This window comes from Alcaligenes sp. (assembly GCF_050255915.1).
GTDB classification, from domain to species: Bacteria; Pseudomonadota; Gammaproteobacteria; order Burkholderiales; family Burkholderiaceae_B; genus Alcaligenes; species Alcaligenes aquatilis.
Genome location: NZ_JBFWIQ010000016.1, coordinates 14,716 through 32,322, shown reverse-complemented (window position 1 = coordinate 32,322; position 17,607 = coordinate 14,716). Strand labels below are relative to the sequence as shown.

Sequence of the window (17,607 nt, the reverse complement as noted above, 5' to 3'; positions counted from 1 at the left end):
GCAGACATGGTCAAACCGTACGGGACCGTTCTATGATGTTGGCATCCTGATAGGCGGGTACCCGAAATCCCGCCCTATCACCCCGTTTTCTTGGCAGGAGTCATTATGCAAAAGTGGCTGACACGCTACACCGCCTTCTACATCATCATTGGCCTGACCGCCTTGTTCTTGCTGCTTTCCTTGTTCAAAAGCGCAAGCTGGCTATGGCTGGCGATCCCAGGGCTGGCCCTGTGTATTCAGGGCTTGGTGGACATCACGCAAACTCGTCACGCCATTCGTCGCAACTATCCGGTTATTGGCAATCTGCGCTTCATTTTTGAAGCCATTCGCCCAGAAATTCGCCAGTACTTTCTGGAGGGCGATGAGCAGCAACTGCCCTTCTCACGTGCGGACCGCTCCCTGGTGTACCAGCGAGCCAAACAGCAAATTGACAAGCAGCCTTTTGGTACCCACCAGGAGGTCTATAACAATGGATATGAGTGGATGAACCACTCCATGACGCCCAAACACATCAAGGACGCGCAGTTCCGTATTGATGTCGGCGGACCGGACTGTACCCAGCCTTACTCGCTGTCGGTGCTGAATATTTCAGCCATGAGTTTTGGGGCGCTGTCGGCCAATGCCATTCTGGCCCTGAACAAAGGTGCCAAGATGGGCAATTTTGCGCATGACACGGGCGAAGGCGGCATCAGTACCTATCACCTGCGCCACGGTGGCGACCTGATCTGGAATATTGGTTCGGGCTATTTTGGGTGCCGGGATGAACAAGGCAACTTCTCGCCCGAACGCTTTGCCGAGCGCGCCAACCAGGATCACGTCAAGATGATTGAAATCAAGCTGTCGCAGGGAGCCAAACCCGGCCACGGCGGCATCTTGCCCGGCACCAAGGTCTCACCGGAGATTGCCCTGGCGCGCGGTGTACCCGAGGGCGTGGATTGTAATTCGCCAGCCAGCCATAGCGCTTTTCACTCCCCCGTCGAATTGCTGGAGTTCGTCGCCAAGCTGCGTACTTTGTCCGGCGGCAAGCCCGTGGGCTTCAAACTCTGTATCGGGCACCCCTGGGAATGGTTTGCCATTGCCAAAGCGATGCTGAAAACAGGCATTACACCGGACTTTATTGTGGTCGATGGTGCTGAAGGGGGTACCGGTGCCTCCCCCGTGGAGTTCATTGACCACGTTGGTACTCCTTTGCGCGAGGCTCTGCGTCTGGTCCACAACACCTTGGTCGGTATTGGCCTGCGCGAGCAAATCCGCCTGGGCGCCTCGGGCAAGATCATCAGTGCCTTTGATATGGCCCGCATCATGGCCTTGGGCGCAGATTGGTGCAATAGCGCACGCGGCTTCATGTTTGCCGTGGGCTGCATTCAGGCCCAGGCCTGTCATACCGACAAATGTCCAACCGGCGTGGCAACGCAAGACCCGCAACGTCAAAAGGCCCTGGTGGTGGATGACAAGTCCTTGCGCGTGGCCAGCTTTCACGGCAATACCCTCAAAGCGCTGGCTGAATTGCTGGGTGCGGCAGGCCTGGAACATCCGAACCAGCTACGCCCTCACCATATCGCCCGTCGTATCAGCAACGGCGAAGTGCGTGTGATGTCGGCTCTGTTCCCGGATCTGAAAAAAGGCGAACTGCTGCGCGGCCACTACCGTCAAACGATTTTCCGCGTAGGCTGGCCCATGGCCAATCCCGACTCCTTCGAACCGGCCTACAGCCTGAGCAAAGCCTTGTCCTACTTGAATGATGAGGCTGACCCCGAGGACACAATCAAAAAACAGGATGCCGCCGACAGCGCCGGCCAAACCCTGGTCTGAACGCGGTATGGCGGCTGTTTCCCTAGCGAGACTGCCGCTGCATCCCTACCCCTGCATCGACTTCCCCGTAGACTTGAACACCGGAAGGCCGACTCCAGCTGCTGTCGGCTGAACGGTCCGGTGTTGAACACGCTGCCAGTCCCAAGACCATGACCAAGGCGCTCAGCACCCCATAAATCTGTCGCATATCAAGCTCCTTGATGATAGGCGTCTACTGTGCCACAGAATTTGGGCAAACAAATTTCCATCTGTACTAGAATGCTCTGATCATGGTCAGGCACTGCGCACTCCCCTTCTCAGGTACTCGCCGCCAGTTTTTACTGGTATTGGCGATATGCGCCCTGCTCTTGCGTGGCCTGATTCCCAATGGCTATATGCCCAGTGCCGACCCCGCCAATGCAGCCGCCCTCAGTTTATGCGTGCAGGGCGACCCTTTCCTGGCGCAATGGAGCGGCCAATTCTCCGGACCGGAACACGACGAGCAGCACACGCTGCATGCCGCCTGTTTATTTGCTCAGGCCCAAGCACAAAAAGCCCTGAATGATACGCCCAGCCCCGCCTGGGATCTGGCACAAACACCACGACATACCTGGGACACTGCCCAACAGGCGGCGGCTCCCGTTCTTCCCCTAACGGGCCCGCCCCTGAGTGCGCGCGGACCTCCCGCTACGTCCGTTTCCTGACTAGCCCTGGCTGCCCGGCGCAGCCACTCCATGTTGTCAATTAGCGGGATATTTCTATGAACGCCTCCTTCTCACGCCGCCAGCTCTTGCTTGCCATGCTGGCCACTCCTTTGGTCCTGAGCGCTTGCGGCGACAAAGCCCCCAAGCAGCCTGCCTTTCGCAATCTGGAAGGTGTGGACATGAGCAGTGCCGACTTTGCCAAGGATTTCAGCTTGCTCGATACCGAAGGCCAACGTCGCACCATGGCCGACTATCGCGGCAAGATCGTACTGATCTTCTTTGGTTTTACCCAATGTCCCGACGTCTGCCCGACCGCACTGACCCGGGCCGTCGACATCAAGGAGCAGTTGGGCGAGGATGGCGACAAGCTGCAAGTCTTGTTTATCTCCATTGACCCGGAGCGCGACACGCCCGAATTGCTGCGTGCCTACATGCAGGCTTTTGACCCCAGTTTTGTGGCCTTGCGCCCCACCGAAGAGGAACTGGCCAAAACCGCCAGCGACTTCAAAGTTTTTTACCAAAAGGTTCCTACCGGCTCCAGCTACACCATGGACCACAGTGCCTTGACCTATGTGTATGACACACAAGGCAAGTTGCAGATCGCCCTGCGTCATACGCAAACGGCTGAAGAAGCCGTGGCTGATATCGGCCAGGTACTGGCTTTGAGCAAATGAACCCCAACAGGATTACCAACATGAAACGTACTATTGCTTCCTCGCTTTTCTCCCTGGCCGCCTTGATGAGCCTGCCTACCCTGGCCCAGGCCGAAGTCACCGTGACCGATCCCTGGGTTCGCGCCACGGTTCCCGGCCAGCAAGCCACTGGCGCCTTCATGGTGCTGCAATCGACTGACAACGCCCAGTTGGTGGGTGCCAGCAGCAGCTTGAGCAAACAAGTAGAAGTGCATGAAATGGCCATGGAAAACGACGTTATGCGTATGCGTCAGGTCGAGAAAATCGACCTGCCCACCGGCAAAGCTGTCGAACTCAAGCCTGGTGGTTACCACATCATGCTGCTGGGTCTGGACAAGCAGGTTCAAGAAGGCAGCTCGGTGGATCTCACCTTGCAAATCCAGAATGCCGCTGGCCAGAAGGAGGAGCTGAAAATCAACGCCCCGGTCCGTGCCTTGAACACCAAAGCCAACCAGGGCCACAAGGGTGCGCACGGCCACTAAGCCACCTGCCTGCAGTCCTGAACACGAGCTACCTTAACGGTTTGAAGGGCTTTGTTTCAGACTTGCGGGTTTTCCATAATTGGCGGGTTTTGATTCGCTGACGTACAGTGAAATCACTGACATAGTGTCAGTAAGCTGTCTGAAACACAGCTTCCCAAAACTGCCATCATGGTAGTTCACCGCCGCCAGAGCGGCATATAGGCCCTACCGCAACGGTAGGGCCTTCGTGTTTCTGGAGCCGTCTCATTGCGTATCACTAGGCCCCTGCCCAGGTCTGGAGTACAGTTAAAACCGTAGCGTCGGTTTAACCTTGCAAGGAGTACCTAGATGGCTCTAAGTCCACATGACAACAATCGCTCTGAGTTGCTACGTCAACTGCCCTTGAAACCAGGATGGTTCATTGGTCTGGGCATTGCCCTGATTATTTTGGGTCTGATCGCCTTGATCTACGTGGTTGGCGCCACCGTTGCCAGCGTGGTGTATGTCGGTATCCTGATGAGCATAGGCGGCGTGCTGCATCTGGCTCATGCCTGGAGCGCCAAAGGCTGGCGCGGCTTTCTGTTCTGGAGCCTGAGCGGCATTTTGTACTTGTTCGCCGGTCTGATTGCCATTAGCAATCCTCTGGTGGGTGCTACCGTCCTGACCCTGGTTTTTGGCGCATTCCTGATCGCCTCCGGCGCGTTCCGACTCTGGATCTGGTTCCAGAACCGGGCCCAGGCTGGCGGCGGCTGGATGGCCTTTTCCGGCCTGATTACGCTGGCAGCCGGTTTGATCATTGCGGCAGGCTGGCCTGGCAATAGTGTCTGGATTCTGGGCTTGATCCTGGGTATTGATTTGCTGACCCAAGGTTGGGCTAGCCTCTTGCTTGGCATGGCGATCAAACGCAGCAACACGTAATCTGACAGCAACACTCAAAGGCAAGTTTGCTTGCCGTTTTGATCGCCTTGTTAGCACTGCGCAATACATAACAACTCACAAAACAATGCCCGATCACAGCCTCAGTCTGGTCGGGCATTATTTTCACATAAAGGTAGGAAAGCCCTTGCAGCTAGAACCCTGTTTGCTGTTTCTCATCCGCAAAACATCGGCTGCCAAATTGGCCAACGCTAATAAACTCGAAGCACAACTCTCTGACCCAACGTCCAGCGCAATTATTGGCTCTCCAATTCCGGCAAAGCTGCATCTCGTCCTCGCAGCCAAGGCTGACGCGTATGCGCCAGCATCTGTGCATCGCCAGGGCTATCGCCATACGCCATATCCAGTGCAACTGGTTTATCCCCCAGCCAGGCCTGAAGACGATTTACTTTTTCCTGCCCCCAACAATTAGCACTGGCCATTCCCACACAGCCTTTTTGCTCATCGAAGGCCAGCTCTGTTGCCAGCACCTGCACCATGCCCTGAGCCTTAGCCCAGGCTTGCAAATAAATAGACGGCGAGGCACTGACCAGTAGCACCGTATCGCCCCGTTCTCGGTGAGCACGGATTCGTTCCATCATTTCAGGACGGACAATCTGCGGCACATAGTCCCGCACATACGTGTCGGCCAAAGCCTGAACCTGCTCCCGGTTCAATCCACCCAAGGCACTACGCAAAAAACGATGCTTGATCGCCTGACGACGCTGCGGGCCGCGATCCCACACCAACACGCGGGGCACGCAGGCTAGATAAGCACGAATACAGACCGGCCAGCCCCGCATGCGGCGTATAAAGTCCTGTAAGCTGTCCCGATCTGTAATCGTGCCATCAAAATCAAATGCGACCAGCACAGATACCCCTTTGGTGTTTGGAAAACAGGCTAGTGTAAAGGGGAACCCCCGCCCTTCCCAAGTCCGGCCTTATAAAGCCCAGCCACCCAGGTAGAAAACTGCCAACGCCAGTGCAATCAAAACCGTGCCTACATTCAAGCGGCGCAGCTCGCCGGAGAACAGGCGGCCCAGCACCAAGGTACAAAAACCCAGCATGATGCCCGTGACAATATTGACGGTCAGCACGATAAACACGGCACACACCAAACCGGCCATGGTATCGACCGTATCATCGGTATTGAGATGACGCACGCCCCCCAGCATCAACAAGCCCACGTACATCAAGGCTGGCGCCGTTGCGTAGGAAGGAACCAGACCGGCCAAAGGCGACAGGAAGATCAGCATCAGAAAACCCAGGCCCACCACCACGGCCGTCAGACCGGTACGGCCACCTGCTGCCGTCCCCGCTGCGGACTCAATATAAGCGGCAGCAGGCGACGCCCCCAGGCTGGCCGACACCAAAGAACTTAGCGAGTCTGTCGTCAAGGCGCGGCTGCCGTTGATGATTTGGCCGTCCTTGTCCAACTGCCCGGCATTGCCTGCCACCGCCCGGATCGTGCCAGTGGCATCAAACACCGCCGTCATCACCAAGGCCAGAACGCTGGGCAGAACCACGGCATTTAACGCCCCGCCTATATCCATCGCACCGATCAAGGAGTGCTCGCCCAGCAGGCTAGGCATGGCAAACAAGCCGGTAAAGCGCACATTGGGATCGAAGATCAGACCCACCGCCGACAGCCCCAGAATCACCAGCAAAATGCCGCCTGTCACACGACGGCGCTCCAGGCCAAAGATCGCGGCCAGACCCAACACGCTCAGCCATACCGGCATGGACGTAACATCCCCCAAGGCAACCGGCAAACCTGCACCGGTATTACGCGTGACCAAGCCCACTTCATTGGACGCGATCATCAGCAGGAACAGGCCAATCCCGATACCCGTGCCATGCGCGATACCCAAGGGCAAATTGCGCAGGATCCAGGTGCGAATCCCGGTGGCGGAAATCAGGGTAAAGATCAGCCCCATCAGGAACACGGCCCCTAAGGCGACAGCCGGACTGAGTTGCTGGCCCAGCACCAGATCAAAGGCCAAAAATGCCGTCAAAGACAAGGCACAGCCCACGGCAATCGGCAGATTCGCCCACAGCCCCATCAGCAAAGAACCAAAGGCACTGGTCAGACACACGGCCACAAAAACCGACGAGGTATCAAAGCCCGCCTTGCCCAGCATGGACGGCACCACAAAGACGGAATACACCATTGCCAGAAACGTGGTCAGCCCTGCCAGAACTTCCTGGCGCAAGGAGCTGCCGCGCTCTGTATAAGCAAAATGTTTTTGCAACCAACCACCCGCAAGTGGCGGGACCAGGGCCTGCTGCCCGGGTCGCAATGCGGATTCTTGCTCAGCCATACTTCATGCTCCTTTATCAGTATTGTGATGTCTGAAACGGTGCGTTGCCGTCATCAGGAATCAGTAATGGACAGTCCCAGCCCCAAGAAGGGCGAGAGGCTTCACACAAACTGAATCAAAGGAAGTACCGAGCAAAGACGAGTCCTGCCCTGCCCGCAACAAAATGCAGACATGGACGAGGAAGAAAAAGGTATACGGGGGTGTCTCCGACCGAACCGAGGCCTTTGCGGCGCTTCTTTTAATCCCGAGAATGGGAAGTGAGGCCCATTCTACGAGCCGTCAAAGACAGGAAAATCACCTCTAGGTAATGAGGGTTATCAATCGCTTGGGTGGCTGGACACAGGCATATAGGCCTGAGTGATGAACTGCTGGCGCAGCGTCTGCCATTGGGATTGCATGTCCTGGGCCTGCTGCTCGTCAGGCCGCAAACGCGCCGGCTCCAACTGCATCAAGGCCAATCCATATTTTGCCGCCGACAGCTCCTGGGCCACACTGGCCGACTGCTGCACGGCCTGAGCCGGGCGCTCCTGCCACAACGCCGCCAAGCCCATCAAGCTATCAGAGGCCTTGGCCAAACGCTGACGCACCGAACCGGCAATACTGACAGGCCAGATTTGGGTAAACATCACGTACATGACCGCATTGCCCAGCAAAATACCGATCACACGATCACGAGCCGAATCCAGATCGAAGCTAGGGCCAAAGCCTTGTAAAGTCACCAGATAAAAGGCAAAGGCAATTTGAATGCCGGCATAGGAAATACGCTCTGGGCCATAAAACACCCAGGCTCCCAGCAAGGAAACCAGGAACACGACGACCATCAGGCCGCCAATATCGAGCAAATGCGGCATCACGAACAGGATGGTGATAAATCCCAGCGCCGCCCCCAGCAAACAGCCCACAATCCGCAAAGCCAGCTTGTGCACAGTTTCCCCGGTAGAACCCAAGGCCGCCACATAGCAGGTAATCATGGCGGTATGAATACCCTGCCAGTCTGCCGCGCTGTAGATCAGATAACACAGCACGGCGGCCGCTGTTGCCTTCAAGGCATGGTGCTGATACACGGGATTGGTGAAGGCATCAGGCACCATGAAAGAGCCATGCTCCGGGTCCGCTTTGCCAATGGACACCGCCCCCGACAAAGCCAGCAAAGCATCTCGTAAGTCTTGTATCGCCAAGGAGCTGGACGCCGGCAGTTCGGGCAGATCATCCATCTGCGGCAAGCGGCCTTGTTCAATATCCTGTGCACTGCGCTCGCAAATCTGGGCAAAAGCGGTGGCCTGCTCATTATCCAGATGCTGATCGCGCACAACGGCCACGGCCAGCAAGGCGCGATAACTGTTCAAAATGGCCTGATCCAGGTCCGCCTGCTCGTGTGTGGGCCGCAAATGAAACAGCCGTATCCAGCCCAGTCGTTTTTGTTGTGCGCTAACGCCCAAGGCCAGCTCGTCCCACAAATCCTGCGTGTCTGCCTGCCCCGTCAAACCCTGAGCCGCCAAACACAAACGCGCTGCCAGCTCACGGCGCAACACCTTGTGCGGATACAAACCAAAGCACAGATTGAAGATCAGCACCAAGCCCATGGGGGCGAAGGTCATCAGCCAGGCATACAGCACCGCACGGGTCGCAATTTCGCCAAAAGGCACATAGCCCAGCAAGGTCAGCACAAAGGCGATCACCAAAGCGATAATGCCGCCCAAAGGGCCCAGCTTGCTGGCTACCCCTAAAAACAGCAGCACAAAGGACGTCAGCACCATGGCCAGCAAACGCCAGGCCGGATACTGAATCGTGACCTGGATCAGTGGTATCAGCAGCAGCACCACCAGAGACACCAGCACCACCAGGGCCAACGCCAGTACCGAGCTTTCCCCAGCGTCGGACTTCATCACAAAGAAGATGACAAAACAACTGACCGCAGATTCGGGAATGCCGTAATTCATGGCCAGCAGCACCATCAAGGCGCACAGCACGGCCACTCGCCAGCTTTGTGCCAGACGGCCAGGGGTGGGCTGCAAGTCTTGCCAGACCAGCCGAGCCAGCACCGACAAACCGGTCTTAGCAGTTGCCATCGCGATGAATAATCGTGGTGGCCGAAGCCCCCATACGCATCAAGTCCTCGGGCGGGGCATCCAGACGGATACGCACCGGAAAACGTTGTGCTACCCGCACCCAGTTCATGGATTTTTGAATATACGGCAGACTGCGCGGTAGATTGATCTGTTCCTGGCTGCTGACGCCCCAACCAATTTCCTCCACCTTGCCCGAGAGCTTGCGCGAAGGATCAGACAGCACATACACGGTGGCGCACGTGCCCGGTTTGATCTCTTTCAGATCCGTTTCCCGGTACATGCCCGTCACATACCAGGAGTCCGTATCCAGCAAGGTAAAGACAGACGTGCCCGGCAGCAGATGCTCCCCCGACCCGATACGCAAACCCACGATACGACCATTGTGGGGTGCCTTCACCTGGGTATGCTCCAGATCCCGCTGGGCCATCGCCAGCCCTGCTTGACGCGCCTGCACCATCGCTTCTTCTGCTTGCGTGTTACCGACCAGCGCCTGAGCCGCACCCGATTGCTCGGTGGCCTGTTTCAAGGTGACTTGCGCATCGCGCAACAAGGTATTGGCCTCATCCAATTGCTGTTGGGACACATAGCCCTTGGCCGCCAGATTGGCCAAACGGCGCTGGCTTTGAGCAGCCATCGCCAAATTGGTTTTTGCACGCGTAATCTGATCATCCGCAATCACAGCGTTATGCCCTTCTGCACGCACGGCACGCTGTTTCATGTCCAGCGTCGCCTGAGCCAGCGCCAGTTCAGCCTGGGCTTGCTCCAGACGCAACTGATAAAACACCGGGTCCACGGTAAAGAGCAATTCATCGCGGTGAACGAACTGGCCGTCACGCACCACCATGCGCTCAATTCGCCCTGGCAAGGAGCTGGAGATATGCACGACATCGGCACCCACCACCGCATCTTCGGACAAGGGGTTGTTGGCAGATCGCTGCCAATACCACCAGGCCAAGACAAGGGCGGCGACAACAATCAGCACACTCAGCAGGCGGGCAGCGCCTTTACGGGAAGAAGATTTCTGTGCCTGGGTCATGGCTCAGTCACTCGAAAAAAAGAAGAAGTGCGGCAAAGGTCAGGGCTAGCGTCAGGCAGGCATAGACAGGCAAACGCATGGGCAGGGCATCATCCACACCTGCGCGAATCAGCACCCAACGAATCAGTAAAGTCAGTAGCAAGGCGCCCAACACGCACACCAGCCAGGCAGGAAAGTAAGAGCCCGCCAGAGAGACCGACGGTGCAAGAGAACATCCCCCCAGCAAGGGCAAGGCGGCCAGAGCGGCTATTAGCGCACGCATGCGTGGCATCTCCCGATTGTTTTTAATACGATCTGCATAGGCTGCCCTGATCGCTGCGAAGAATTGTACCTGAGCCCTTTCAAACCCATTCCATTTATTCCTGCCCAATTAGATCCCTGTGTACCTCGCATTTTTACGCGTATAGTGACCAACCATTTTCTGCTAGGGTCTCAATGACAGCCATCATGTATGCCGAGTTGCTATGGACGAGGTAAGGCCGTTTACACTTTAGCCCGTACACACCAAATATCCGATGAAAATGCTCGCGAACGGGTCCGCTTGTTAGACCTGGTCGAATTGCATATGTCTTAAGTCCGCCCTCCTTCTTTCATGCTTTTTTGATTTTTCAGGACGCCATGCAGACTCACTCTTACCTGGGACAGTCCCCTGCCCTGCGCCAGCAACGCCAGGCCTATCGCCACGGTGTACCAGCCTGCGTTTGCGCGCACCCTTCCATCCCCTTCATTCACACGCGTTTAAGCGCCTCGGCCAGTTTTGCACCAAACGCGGCTCCCGCAGACCTGGCCTTTCAATCCGATAATGCACTGGATCAAAAGCCCATCGCCCTGGCTCCCAAACTGATTCTGAGCAATCTGCGCCTGTTTGATGGTGAAACAACTGAGCTGAAAAAAGGACTGGCCGTCCAGATTGACCAGGGTCGCATTACCGCTGTCATGCCCATTGCCAAGATTCCGGCCGACGCCACGGTCATGGACTGCCAGAACAAAGTCCTGATGCCCGGCCTGATCGATGCCCACTGGCATAGTTTGTTGTGCGCTGTCGACCAGATGACGGCCATGATGGCTGATCCAGCCGACCTGCATTTGATTGCCAGCAAAGAAGCCGAGCGCACCTTGCTGCGCGGCTTTACCACGGTTCGTGATGCCGGTGGCCCCAGCTTCTCTTTGAAGCGCGGTATTGATATGGGTTTGCTGCATGGCCCGCGCATCTATCCCAGTGGTGCCATGATTGCGCAAACGGGCGGCCACGCGGACTTCCGGATGCGCTACGAAGTCCCACGCGCCGAGGGCGAGCTAAGCCACACGGAACGAGCCGGTGTCACCTGCATTGCCGATGGAGCCGATCAAGTTCTGCGCCGCGCTCGTGAGCAACTCATGCTCGGCGCCAGCCAGATCAAGCTGATGGCCGGGGGCGGTGTTACCTCCTTGTACGATCCGCTGGAAGGGCTGCAATTTAGCGATGCAGAACTGCGCGCCGCCGTGGGCGCCGCTAGCGACTGGGGGACTTACGTGATGGTGCACGTGTATTGCGCCCGTGGCATCCAACGTGCCATCAAGGCAGGCGTGAAATCCATCGAACACGGCCAGCTTGCGGACGAGGAAACCGCTCGCATGATGGCAGGCGAAGGCGTGTGGTGGAGCCTGCAACCCTTTTTGGCTGATGAAGATGCCAACGTTCAGCACGACCCGCGCAGCAAAGCCAAGCAGCAACAAGTGGCCGTGGGCACCGTGCGTGCCTACGAGCTGGCAGACAAGTACCAGATCCAGACCGCCTGGGGCACCGACATTCTGTTCACCCCCGCCCACCTGCCCCACCAGGGCCGCATGCTGTCCAAGCTGACCCGTTTTTACGATCCGCTCAAAGTGCTGAAAATGGCCACCGGCGACAATGGCCGACTGCTACAACTGTCGGGCTTGCGACAAGCCTATGACGGCGAATTGGGCGTAATCCGCCCCGGTGCTTTGGCGGACTTGCTGCTGATCGATGGTGAACCCGAGCAAAGCCTGAGCTTTCTGGAGCAGCCCGAGCAGAACCTGCTGCTGATCATCAAGGACGGCAAGCTATACAAGAACGCTCTACCCGCCTGACCCCCATCCTCTAGGAATGTCCATGCCAAACGAATTGATGCAGTTGTTCAAATTGATCGGTCTGGGGCTGGCGTTTTTGCTGCCCATGGCCAATCCCTTGACCTCCATGGTGATGTACCTGTCTCTGGGCGAAACCCTGAGCGCGCAAGAAAAGAAGCAGCAACTGCGCCAAGCGACGTTGTATGTCATTCTTGCTTTGCTGATTACCTATTACGCAGGTTTGTGGATCACCTCGGCCCTGGGCATCTCCATGGTGGATATGCGTATCGCAGGCGGGCTGATTGTGGCCTATATCGGCTTTCGCATGCTGTTCCCCCCGTCTGTCAGCGAGGTCGTCTCCAAAGCAGCGGATCAAAATACGGCCGCCCACGACAATATCGCGTTTGTCCCACTGACCTTGCCCTCTACCGTGGGCCCCGGCACCATGGCTCTGGTCATTAGTGCTTCCTCCAAAATGGCAGGCATGCGCGAACACTATGCTGAATGGGTGTTGGTGGCAACGCCCCTTATTCTGGCCCTGCTGATCGGCTTGATCTTCTTCATTTGCCTGCGCTCCTCGCTGAGCATCGTGCGCGTGATCGGACATAATGGCGTCGATGCCATCTCACGCATCATGGGTTTTTTGCTGGTTTGCATGGCGGTACAGCTCGTTCTGGAAGGCGGACAGCAGTATGCTGCTACGCTGCTGACTCATTCTGCCGCGTCCTGAATTTATGTCTATGTCTTGTGCTCCTGCAGTGCGTCTTACCTTGGCAGTCATGGCTGCCCTTACGCTGGCCGCTTGCGCTGCGCCCGATCGTAAGTCCATGACCCAGTCCCTACCCGAGCAGGATGCGCCGCAGCCACCCCGCCTGACATTGGCCGAGTACAGCGGCCCCGATCAAAGCCAGCCCGCTCCCCATGTGCGGGCCAATCATGAATACAGCCTGCCTGAACTGATCGACCTGGCCCAACGCCTGAACCCCAGCACCCGCATTGCCTGGGGTGAGGCTCAACAAGCAGCCCAAGCCGCCGGCATGGTAGAAAGCACCTACCTGCCCTTGATCTCTGCCAGTGTCGTGGGCGGCTATATGCGCAGCGACCGCGACAGCAGCGTACATATTCTAGGCAGAGAGGTCGATGTGGACTACGACACGCATTTAAGCGGAGCCGTCCCGTCCCTGACCTTGAAATGGTTGCTCTTTGACTTTGGCAAACGCGCTGCCTTGCAAGAGGCCGCCGACAAGCTGGCCATGGCCAGCCGCATTACTTTCAGTGGCGTGCATCAAGCCGTGATTGCCGAGGTGTCCATCAGTTACTTCAACTACAACTCGGCCCGCCAGCGGGCACAAATCTCGGCTCAGGGCCTGAAAAATGCCGCCCTGATTGAAGACATCGCCCTGGAGCGACAACGCAATGGGCTGGGTACCCAGATTGAAGTGGCTCAGGCACGGCAACTAAAAGCCCAAGCCCGTCTGCACCATGTCAACGCCAGCACCCTGGCACGTCAGTCTTACCAAACCTTGCTGGGTGCGATTGGCCTGTCCCCCGACACAGAGCTGAACGTGGCCGACAGTACCGCCCGTCCCCTGCCCGATGAACTGGACATCCCCGGTAATGACACGCTGAAAAAAGCCATCGCCCAGCGGCCCGATGTGCAGGCCCTGCAAGCGGCCCATCAGGCCAGTCTGGCCGGTATAGATTCCGCCGAAGCCAGTTTCATGCCCAAGCTGGCCTTGATGGGTTTTATCTCCAAACGCATGGGTTCCTTAAGCGTAGGCAGCCTGCCCGAAGTCAGCCCGCAATCCTCCTCCCGAGGCGCCGTGCTGGCACTCAGTATTCCGCTCTACGATGCCGGACTACGCAACAAACAGGTACGTGAAGCCCAACTACGCGCTGACACTGCTCGCGAGCGCGTCGCCAAAACCGAGCAGGACGCCTACAAGCAAATGATCATCGCCGCCGATGCGCTGCGAGCGGCACTGGAATCTCACCAAGCCGCCACCAGCCTGGTCGAAGCGGCCCAGATCACCTACCAAGGTGCGCTGGAGTCCTATAAGGAAGGTCTGACCGGCATGACCTTGCTGACCGAAGCACACACGGGCTTGTTGGGAGCCCAAGAAGCCCAAACTGCCGCCCACACAGCCGGTTTGCTTGGCTCTGTGAATCTGGCTTTTGCTATGGGGGAACTCAATCAGGCTCCCAAACAGCCCTGAGCACGACGGACTACGCAATCTCGCAATCACAGCTCCAGATTCCTCTCGCCCTGTTTCGCTCTCCCCCGCTTACAAGTGCATCAGCTCGCCTTGTTCAACTTATGCGATCACACGCAGTGTAAAAGCCAGGCTGTAATCGCGTTGGCCAGGCCGGATTCCTTATCCTAATTGACGCTCCGTCGATAGAGGGAAAAAGTGTCAACGGAATTCAGGACGAGTCATCCACCATAAAAAAGGGAGCCACTCAGGGCTCCCTTTTATTGATGCGATTGCCAGGGCAACTTACTGTTCTTCAATCGCGTCCAGCGCCTTGGCCAAACGCTCCACCGAGCGTTCCAGATTGTTCAGCTTGTCCAGGCCAAACAGACCAATTCGGAAGGTCTTGAAATCAGCAGGCTCATCACATTGCAAAGGCACGCCCGAGGCGGCTTGCAAGCCCGCCTTGGCAAACTTCGCAGCCGAATGAATCCCGTCGTCCGTGGTGTAACACACCACCACGCCCGGCGCTTCAAAGCCCGGTGCGGCCACGCTGCGGAAACCATGTTCGCTCAGCAAGGCACGCACCTTGCGGCCCAGCTCCAATTGACGATTACGGATCCAGTCAAAACCCAAGGCTTCTGTCTCGGCCATCGCTTCTTGCAGCACCTTCAAGGAATCGGTTGGCAGGGTCGCGTGGTAAGCATGCGCCCCATTCTCATACGTTTCCATGATCTGCAGCCACTTGCGCAGATCGCAGGCAAAGCTGGTGCTGGTCGTGGTTTCAATGTGCTGGCGAGCACGCTCACTTAGCATCACCAAGCCGCAACATGCCGAACCGGTCCACCCTTTTTGTGGAGCACTGATCAGCACGTCCACGCCCACCTCCTTCATATCCACCCACACGGTGCCCGATGCAATACAGTCCAGCACAAACAGGCCACCCACCGCATGCACGGCATCCGCCACCTGACGCATATAGTCATCGGGCAACATAATGCCGGAAGCGGTTTCCACATGCGGGGCAAAGACCAAGTCCGGTTTTTCAGCCTGAATCGCAGCGACCACTTCTTCGATAGGAGCAGGCGCATAAGCAGCCTGCTTGCCTTGCTCAATCGGGCGGGCCTTCAGAACCGTGGTGCTGGCAGGGATGGAACCCATGTCAAAAATCTGAGTCCAGCGGTAGCTGAACCAGCCATTGCGTATCACCAAGCACTTGCGGTCCGTTGCAAACTGACGGGCTACCGCTTCCATACCAAACGAGCCACTGCCCGGCACCACAATAGCCGAATGCGCCTGATAGACCTGCTTGAGCGTGCGAGAGATTTCGCGCATCACTTCCTGGAAGGTCTTGGACATATGGTTCAAGGCACGGTCGGTGTAGACCACCGAATATTCAAGCAGGCCGTCCGGATCAACGGGGGTGCTGGTTTGAGACATGAAAACCTCGGAATTCAAAGGGAGAAGATATCAAGATCGACCGATTTTAGACCAAGCCGCTCTGTACGGGCAGCTTGCCCCCAAGACCCTGCCAGTCAGAGGAAAGTACACAGACAGCTTGAATAAGAAAATCTGAATGAGAATTATTGTTATTATTCACTATTCTTTTTTCTGCCTGCTCTGCTAAGTCGCTCCATGTCTCACCCTTCACGTCCCAGAAAAGCCTGGCTCGCCTCGTATAGCGAGCTGTTTGGCCTATGGCGGCGCAAGGCCGAGAGCCGGGAAGATGCGGAAGATGCCATGCACGACACCGTAGTAGGCATGCTGGAAAACAACACCGCCTTGATCGACAACCCACGGGCCTATCTGGCACGAGGCACCAGCAACCGTCTGATCAGCCGCCATCGCCACCAAACCGTCCTGACTGTTTTGCCCTTGGACGAACTGAGCGATACCGAGCATCCCCGCCAGGCCGGAGCCGACAGCCACGCCCAATTTGAACAACTGGCCGACGCTCTGGTGAGCGCGCTGGCCGACTTGCCCCCTAAATGCCGAGAGGTCTACATCAAACACCGCCTGGAGGGCTGGACCCATACTGAAATTGCCCAGGACATGGCGCTTTCCCGCAGCATGGTGGAAAAATACATGACTCGTGCCTTGCGTCACATCCATGAACGACTGCACCATTACGTACCTGACTGACGCCATGTCGTACACAAAGCCCGCGCAATGACCCGCCCCTCTTTTTCCGACGAACTGGATCACCCCAGCGATGCCGCGCATTGGTTCGCCCGACTGCAATCGGGGCAAGCCAATGAACAGGATCACCAGGCATTTCACGCTTGGCTGGATGCCGATCCAGTCAACAAGCGTCGCTACCGCGAGGTGGAATACCTGTGGCGCGCCACCCAAGCCGTCCCGGATGAACGCCTGCGCAGCTTGCTACCCCATTCCCCTGGCCTTGTCCCGTCTCCCAAACGCCGCTACCTGACACTGGGTTTGGGCGCACTCGGCGTGCTGGCCCTGTCCGCTGGTGCCATCCATCAATCAGGCTGGTTCAGACCGGTAGAAGAAACGATGCAATGGCTTACCGCCAAAGGTGAGCGTCAACAAATCACCTTGCCTGATGGCTCTGTCATGGACTTGAATACCGACACCATTGCCCAGGCCCGTGTCTCTGCATCCAAGCGGGAAATCGAACTGCTCCAAGGCGAAGCTTTTTTTACCGTCCAGCACGACCAGACGCTGCCCTTTATCGTGCGTACCGACTTGGGCACCGTAACCGTCACCGGCACCCGCTTCAATGTGCGGCGGCTGGCAGACAGCCTGCAAGTCAGTGTTCAATCCGGTTCGGTCAAGGTGCAGTCCGGCCCTTGGTGGCGTCGTCAAGAACGCCTTTTGGGTGCGCAGCAACAAGTGCTGTTGCGCCAAGGTGCAGAGCCAGGCCACGTACTCACTACCGACGTGGAAAGCCTGACAGCCTGGCAGCGCGGCAAGATCATTTTCAAGAACACACCGTTGGAAGTGCTTGTACAAGAAATGGCTCGCTACCTACCCCAGCCTTTGACTTTGGACGCCCCTGCCCTGCGCCAGCACCGTGTTTCCGGCATTTTCGATATCGATCACCCCGAAACAGTGCTCAAAGCACTACCCGCTATTGCTCCAGTCCACATTCACCGCGACGCCTCAGGCGTGCAGCGCATCGTGGCACGCTAAAACAAGCCTCTCAGGGCCTGTTACAAAATAGTCATGATTCTCATTCCGGTACTTGGGTGCTTTGTGCGTCTAGGTAGGTGAAGGCGGCCATCCCCTGGAGGGCAGCCCCCTGAGTCCCTTTGGCCAAAGGCTGAGCGCGTCTATCGCGCGAGATATATTTTCATTGGAAAACGTAGGATCGTGAGCCCCTTTACCCCACG

17 protein-coding genes are annotated in these 17,607 nt (G+C 57.2%); 10 read left to right on the top strand and 7 right to left on the bottom strand.

What is annotated here, in order from left to right:
• The first annotated feature begins 105 nt into the window (after positions 1 to 105).
• Positions 106 to 1,812, top strand: coding sequence for an FMN-binding glutamate synthase family protein (locus AB7E06_RS17035; protein WP_427957833.1), 1,707 nt, complete (start codon positions 106 to 108; stop codon positions 1,810 to 1,812).
• A gap of 22 nt (positions 1,813 to 1,834) precedes the next feature.
• Here AB7E06_RS17035 and AB7E06_RS17030 read toward each other — a convergent pair whose 3' ends face one another.
• Positions 1,835 to 1,999, bottom strand: a complete 165-nt coding sequence (locus AB7E06_RS17030) for a hypothetical protein (protein WP_159063903.1) — start codon at positions 1,997 to 1,999, stop codon at positions 1,835 to 1,837.
• A gap of 82 nt (positions 2,000 to 2,081) precedes the next feature.
• On the opposite strand from AB7E06_RS17030, the gene AB7E06_RS17025 reads away from it, so the two are divergent.
• The 4 genes from AB7E06_RS17025 (at position 2,082) to AB7E06_RS17010 (ending at position 4,566) form a co-directional block, all read left to right on the top strand.
• A complete protein-coding gene (locus AB7E06_RS17025; RefSeq protein WP_159086108.1) occupies positions 2,082 to 2,495 on the top strand; it encodes a hypothetical protein in 414 nt (137 codons plus the stop codon).
• 56 nt (positions 2,496 to 2,551) lie between these two features.
• Positions 2,552 to 3,169: an SCO family protein gene (locus AB7E06_RS17020; RefSeq protein WP_094196219.1), complete on the top strand. Its 618-nt coding sequence runs from the start codon at positions 2,552 to 2,554 to the stop codon at positions 3,167 to 3,169.
• A gap of 20 nt (positions 3,170 to 3,189) precedes the next feature.
• Positions 3,190 to 3,669, top strand: coding sequence for a copper chaperone PCu(A)C (locus AB7E06_RS17015; RefSeq protein ID WP_094196218.1), 480 nt, complete (start codon positions 3,190 to 3,192; stop codon positions 3,667 to 3,669).
• 327 nt (positions 3,670 to 3,996) lie between these two features.
• Positions 3,997 to 4,566, top strand: coding sequence for an HdeD family acid-resistance protein (locus tag AB7E06_RS17010; RefSeq protein WP_264672650.1), 570 nt, complete (start codon positions 3,997 to 3,999; stop codon positions 4,564 to 4,566).
• Between the two features lie 254 nt (positions 4,567 to 4,820).
• Here AB7E06_RS17010 and AB7E06_RS17005 read toward each other — a convergent pair whose 3' ends face one another.
• The 5 genes from AB7E06_RS17005 to AB7E06_RS16985 all read right to left on the bottom strand — a co-directional run bounded on the left by AB7E06_RS17005 (position 4,821) and on the right by AB7E06_RS16985 (position 10,251).
• Positions 4,821 to 5,435, bottom strand: coding sequence for an HAD-IB family hydrolase (locus AB7E06_RS17005; RefSeq protein WP_108727241.1), 615 nt, complete (start codon positions 5,433 to 5,435; stop codon positions 4,821 to 4,823).
• A 69-nt stretch (positions 5,436 to 5,504) separates the two neighbouring features.
• Positions 5,505 to 6,884, bottom strand: a complete 1,380-nt coding sequence (locus AB7E06_RS17000) for an NCS2 family permease (RefSeq protein ID WP_094196215.1) — start codon at positions 6,882 to 6,884, stop codon at positions 5,505 to 5,507.
• Positions 6,885 to 7,201: 317 nt separating this feature from the next.
• On the bottom strand, positions 7,202 to 8,953 hold the full coding sequence (locus tag AB7E06_RS16995) for an FUSC family protein (protein WP_427957828.1): 1,752 nt from the start codon (positions 8,951 to 8,953) through the stop codon (positions 7,202 to 7,204).
• Positions 8,940 to 9,989, bottom strand: coding sequence for a multidrug transporter subunit MdtN (gene mdtN / locus AB7E06_RS16990; protein ID WP_094196213.1), 1,050 nt, complete (start codon positions 9,987 to 9,989; stop codon positions 8,940 to 8,942). The genes AB7E06_RS16995 and mdtN overlap by 14 nt, the downstream gene beginning before the upstream one ends.
• Before the next feature lie 7 nt (positions 9,990 to 9,996).
• Positions 9,997 to 10,251 carry a YtcA family lipoprotein gene (locus AB7E06_RS16985; RefSeq protein ID WP_249461813.1) on the bottom strand — a complete coding sequence of 85 codons (255 nt, stop codon included), beginning with the start codon at positions 10,249 to 10,251 and terminating at the stop codon, positions 9,997 to 9,999.
• A 356-nt stretch (positions 10,252 to 10,607) separates the two neighbouring features.
• Between AB7E06_RS16985 and AB7E06_RS16980 the strand changes: the two genes are divergently transcribed.
• Genes AB7E06_RS16980 through AB7E06_RS16970 form a run of 3 tightly spaced genes read left to right on the top strand, consistent with a single transcriptional unit; the run spans position 10,608 to position 14,275 of the window.
• The gene (locus AB7E06_RS16980) at positions 10,608 to 12,080 is read left to right on the top strand and encodes an amidohydrolase family protein (protein WP_427957826.1); all 1,473 of its coding nucleotides are present in this window, start codon (positions 10,608 to 10,610) and stop codon (positions 12,078 to 12,080) included.
• 22 nt (positions 12,081 to 12,102) lie between these two features.
• Complete coding sequence (locus tag AB7E06_RS16975) at positions 12,103 to 12,789, top strand: MarC family NAAT transporter (protein ID WP_108727238.1); 687 nt, start codon at positions 12,103 to 12,105, stop codon at positions 12,787 to 12,789.
• Positions 12,790 to 12,838: 49 nt separating this feature from the next.
• The gene (locus AB7E06_RS16970) at positions 12,839 to 14,275 is read left to right on the top strand and encodes a TolC family protein (protein WP_346548792.1); all 1,437 of its coding nucleotides are present in this window, start codon (positions 12,839 to 12,841) and stop codon (positions 14,273 to 14,275) included.
• Between the two features lie 282 nt (positions 14,276 to 14,557).
• On the opposite strand, the gene AB7E06_RS16965 is transcribed toward AB7E06_RS16970, so the two are convergent.
• A complete protein-coding gene (locus tag AB7E06_RS16965; RefSeq protein ID WP_108727236.1) occupies positions 14,558 to 15,691 on the bottom strand; it encodes an aminotransferase class V-fold PLP-dependent enzyme in 1,134 nt (377 codons plus the stop codon).
• A 195-nt stretch (positions 15,692 to 15,886) separates the two neighbouring features.
• Here AB7E06_RS16965 and AB7E06_RS16960 point away from each other — a divergent pair, with 195 nt between their 5' ends.
• Together AB7E06_RS16960 and AB7E06_RS16955 are read left to right on the top strand one after the other, a co-directional pair.
• Positions 15,887 to 16,393, top strand: coding sequence for an RNA polymerase sigma factor (locus AB7E06_RS16960; RefSeq protein WP_230018663.1), 507 nt, complete (start codon positions 15,887 to 15,889; stop codon positions 16,391 to 16,393).
• 27 nt (positions 16,394 to 16,420) lie between these two features.
• Positions 16,421 to 17,407 (top strand): FecR family protein, encoded by a 987-nt coding sequence (locus AB7E06_RS16955; RefSeq protein ID WP_427957822.1) that lies wholly within the window; start codon positions 16,421 to 16,423, stop codon positions 17,405 to 17,407.
• The last annotated feature ends 200 nt before the right edge of the window (positions 17,408 to 17,607 follow it).

What these genes read in the sequence shown, in the direction of transcription:
- AB7E06_RS17010 (WP_264672650.1), top strand. Translation starts at nt 3,997, where the DNA reads ATGGCTCTAAGTCCACATGACAACAATCGCTCTGAGTTGCTACGTCAA.
- AB7E06_RS17015 (WP_094196218.1), top strand. Translation starts at nt 3,190, where the DNA reads ATGAAACGTACTATTGCTTCCTCGCTTTTCTCCCTGGCCGCCTTGATG.
- AB7E06_RS16995 (WP_427957828.1), bottom strand. Translation starts at nt 8,953, where the DNA reads ATGGCAACTGCTAAGACCGGTTTGTCGGTGCTGGCTCGGCTGGTCTGG.
- AB7E06_RS16965 (WP_108727236.1), bottom strand. Translation starts at nt 15,691, where the DNA reads ATGTCTCAAACCAGCACCCCCGTTGATCCGGACGGCCTGCTTGAATAT.
- AB7E06_RS17030 (WP_159063903.1), bottom strand. Translation starts at nt 1,999, where the DNA reads ATGCGACAGATTTATGGGGTGCTGAGCGCCTTGGTCATGGTCTTGGGA.
- AB7E06_RS17035 (WP_427957833.1), top strand. Translation starts at nt 106, where the DNA reads ATGCAAAAGTGGCTGACACGCTACACCGCCTTCTACATCATCATTGGC.
- AB7E06_RS16985 (WP_249461813.1), bottom strand. Translation starts at nt 10,251, where the DNA reads ATGCGTGCGCTAATAGCCGCTCTGGCCGCCTTGCCCTTGCTGGGGGGA.
- AB7E06_RS16960 (WP_230018663.1), top strand. Translation starts at nt 15,887, where the DNA reads ATGTCTCACCCTTCACGTCCCAGAAAAGCCTGGCTCGCCTCGTATAGC.
- AB7E06_RS16975 (WP_108727238.1), top strand. Translation starts at nt 12,103, where the DNA reads ATGCCAAACGAATTGATGCAGTTGTTCAAATTGATCGGTCTGGGGCTG.
- mdtN (WP_094196213.1), bottom strand. Translation starts at nt 9,989, where the DNA reads ATGACCCAGGCACAGAAATCTTCTTCCCGTAAAGGCGCTGCCCGCCTG.
- AB7E06_RS17025 (WP_159086108.1), top strand. Translation starts at nt 2,082, where the DNA reads ATGGTCAGGCACTGCGCACTCCCCTTCTCAGGTACTCGCCGCCAGTTT.
- AB7E06_RS16955 (WP_427957822.1), top strand. Translation starts at nt 16,421, where the DNA reads ATGACCCGCCCCTCTTTTTCCGACGAACTGGATCACCCCAGCGATGCC.
- AB7E06_RS17000 (WP_094196215.1), bottom strand. Translation starts at nt 6,884, where the DNA reads ATGGCTGAGCAAGAATCCGCATTGCGACCCGGGCAGCAGGCCCTGGTC.
- AB7E06_RS16980 (WP_427957826.1), top strand. Translation starts at nt 10,608, where the DNA reads ATGCAGACTCACTCTTACCTGGGACAGTCCCCTGCCCTGCGCCAGCAA.
- AB7E06_RS17020 (WP_094196219.1), top strand. Translation starts at nt 2,552, where the DNA reads ATGAACGCCTCCTTCTCACGCCGCCAGCTCTTGCTTGCCATGCTGGCC.
- AB7E06_RS16970 (WP_346548792.1), top strand. Translation starts at nt 12,839, where the DNA reads ATGGCTGCCCTTACGCTGGCCGCTTGCGCTGCGCCCGATCGTAAGTCC.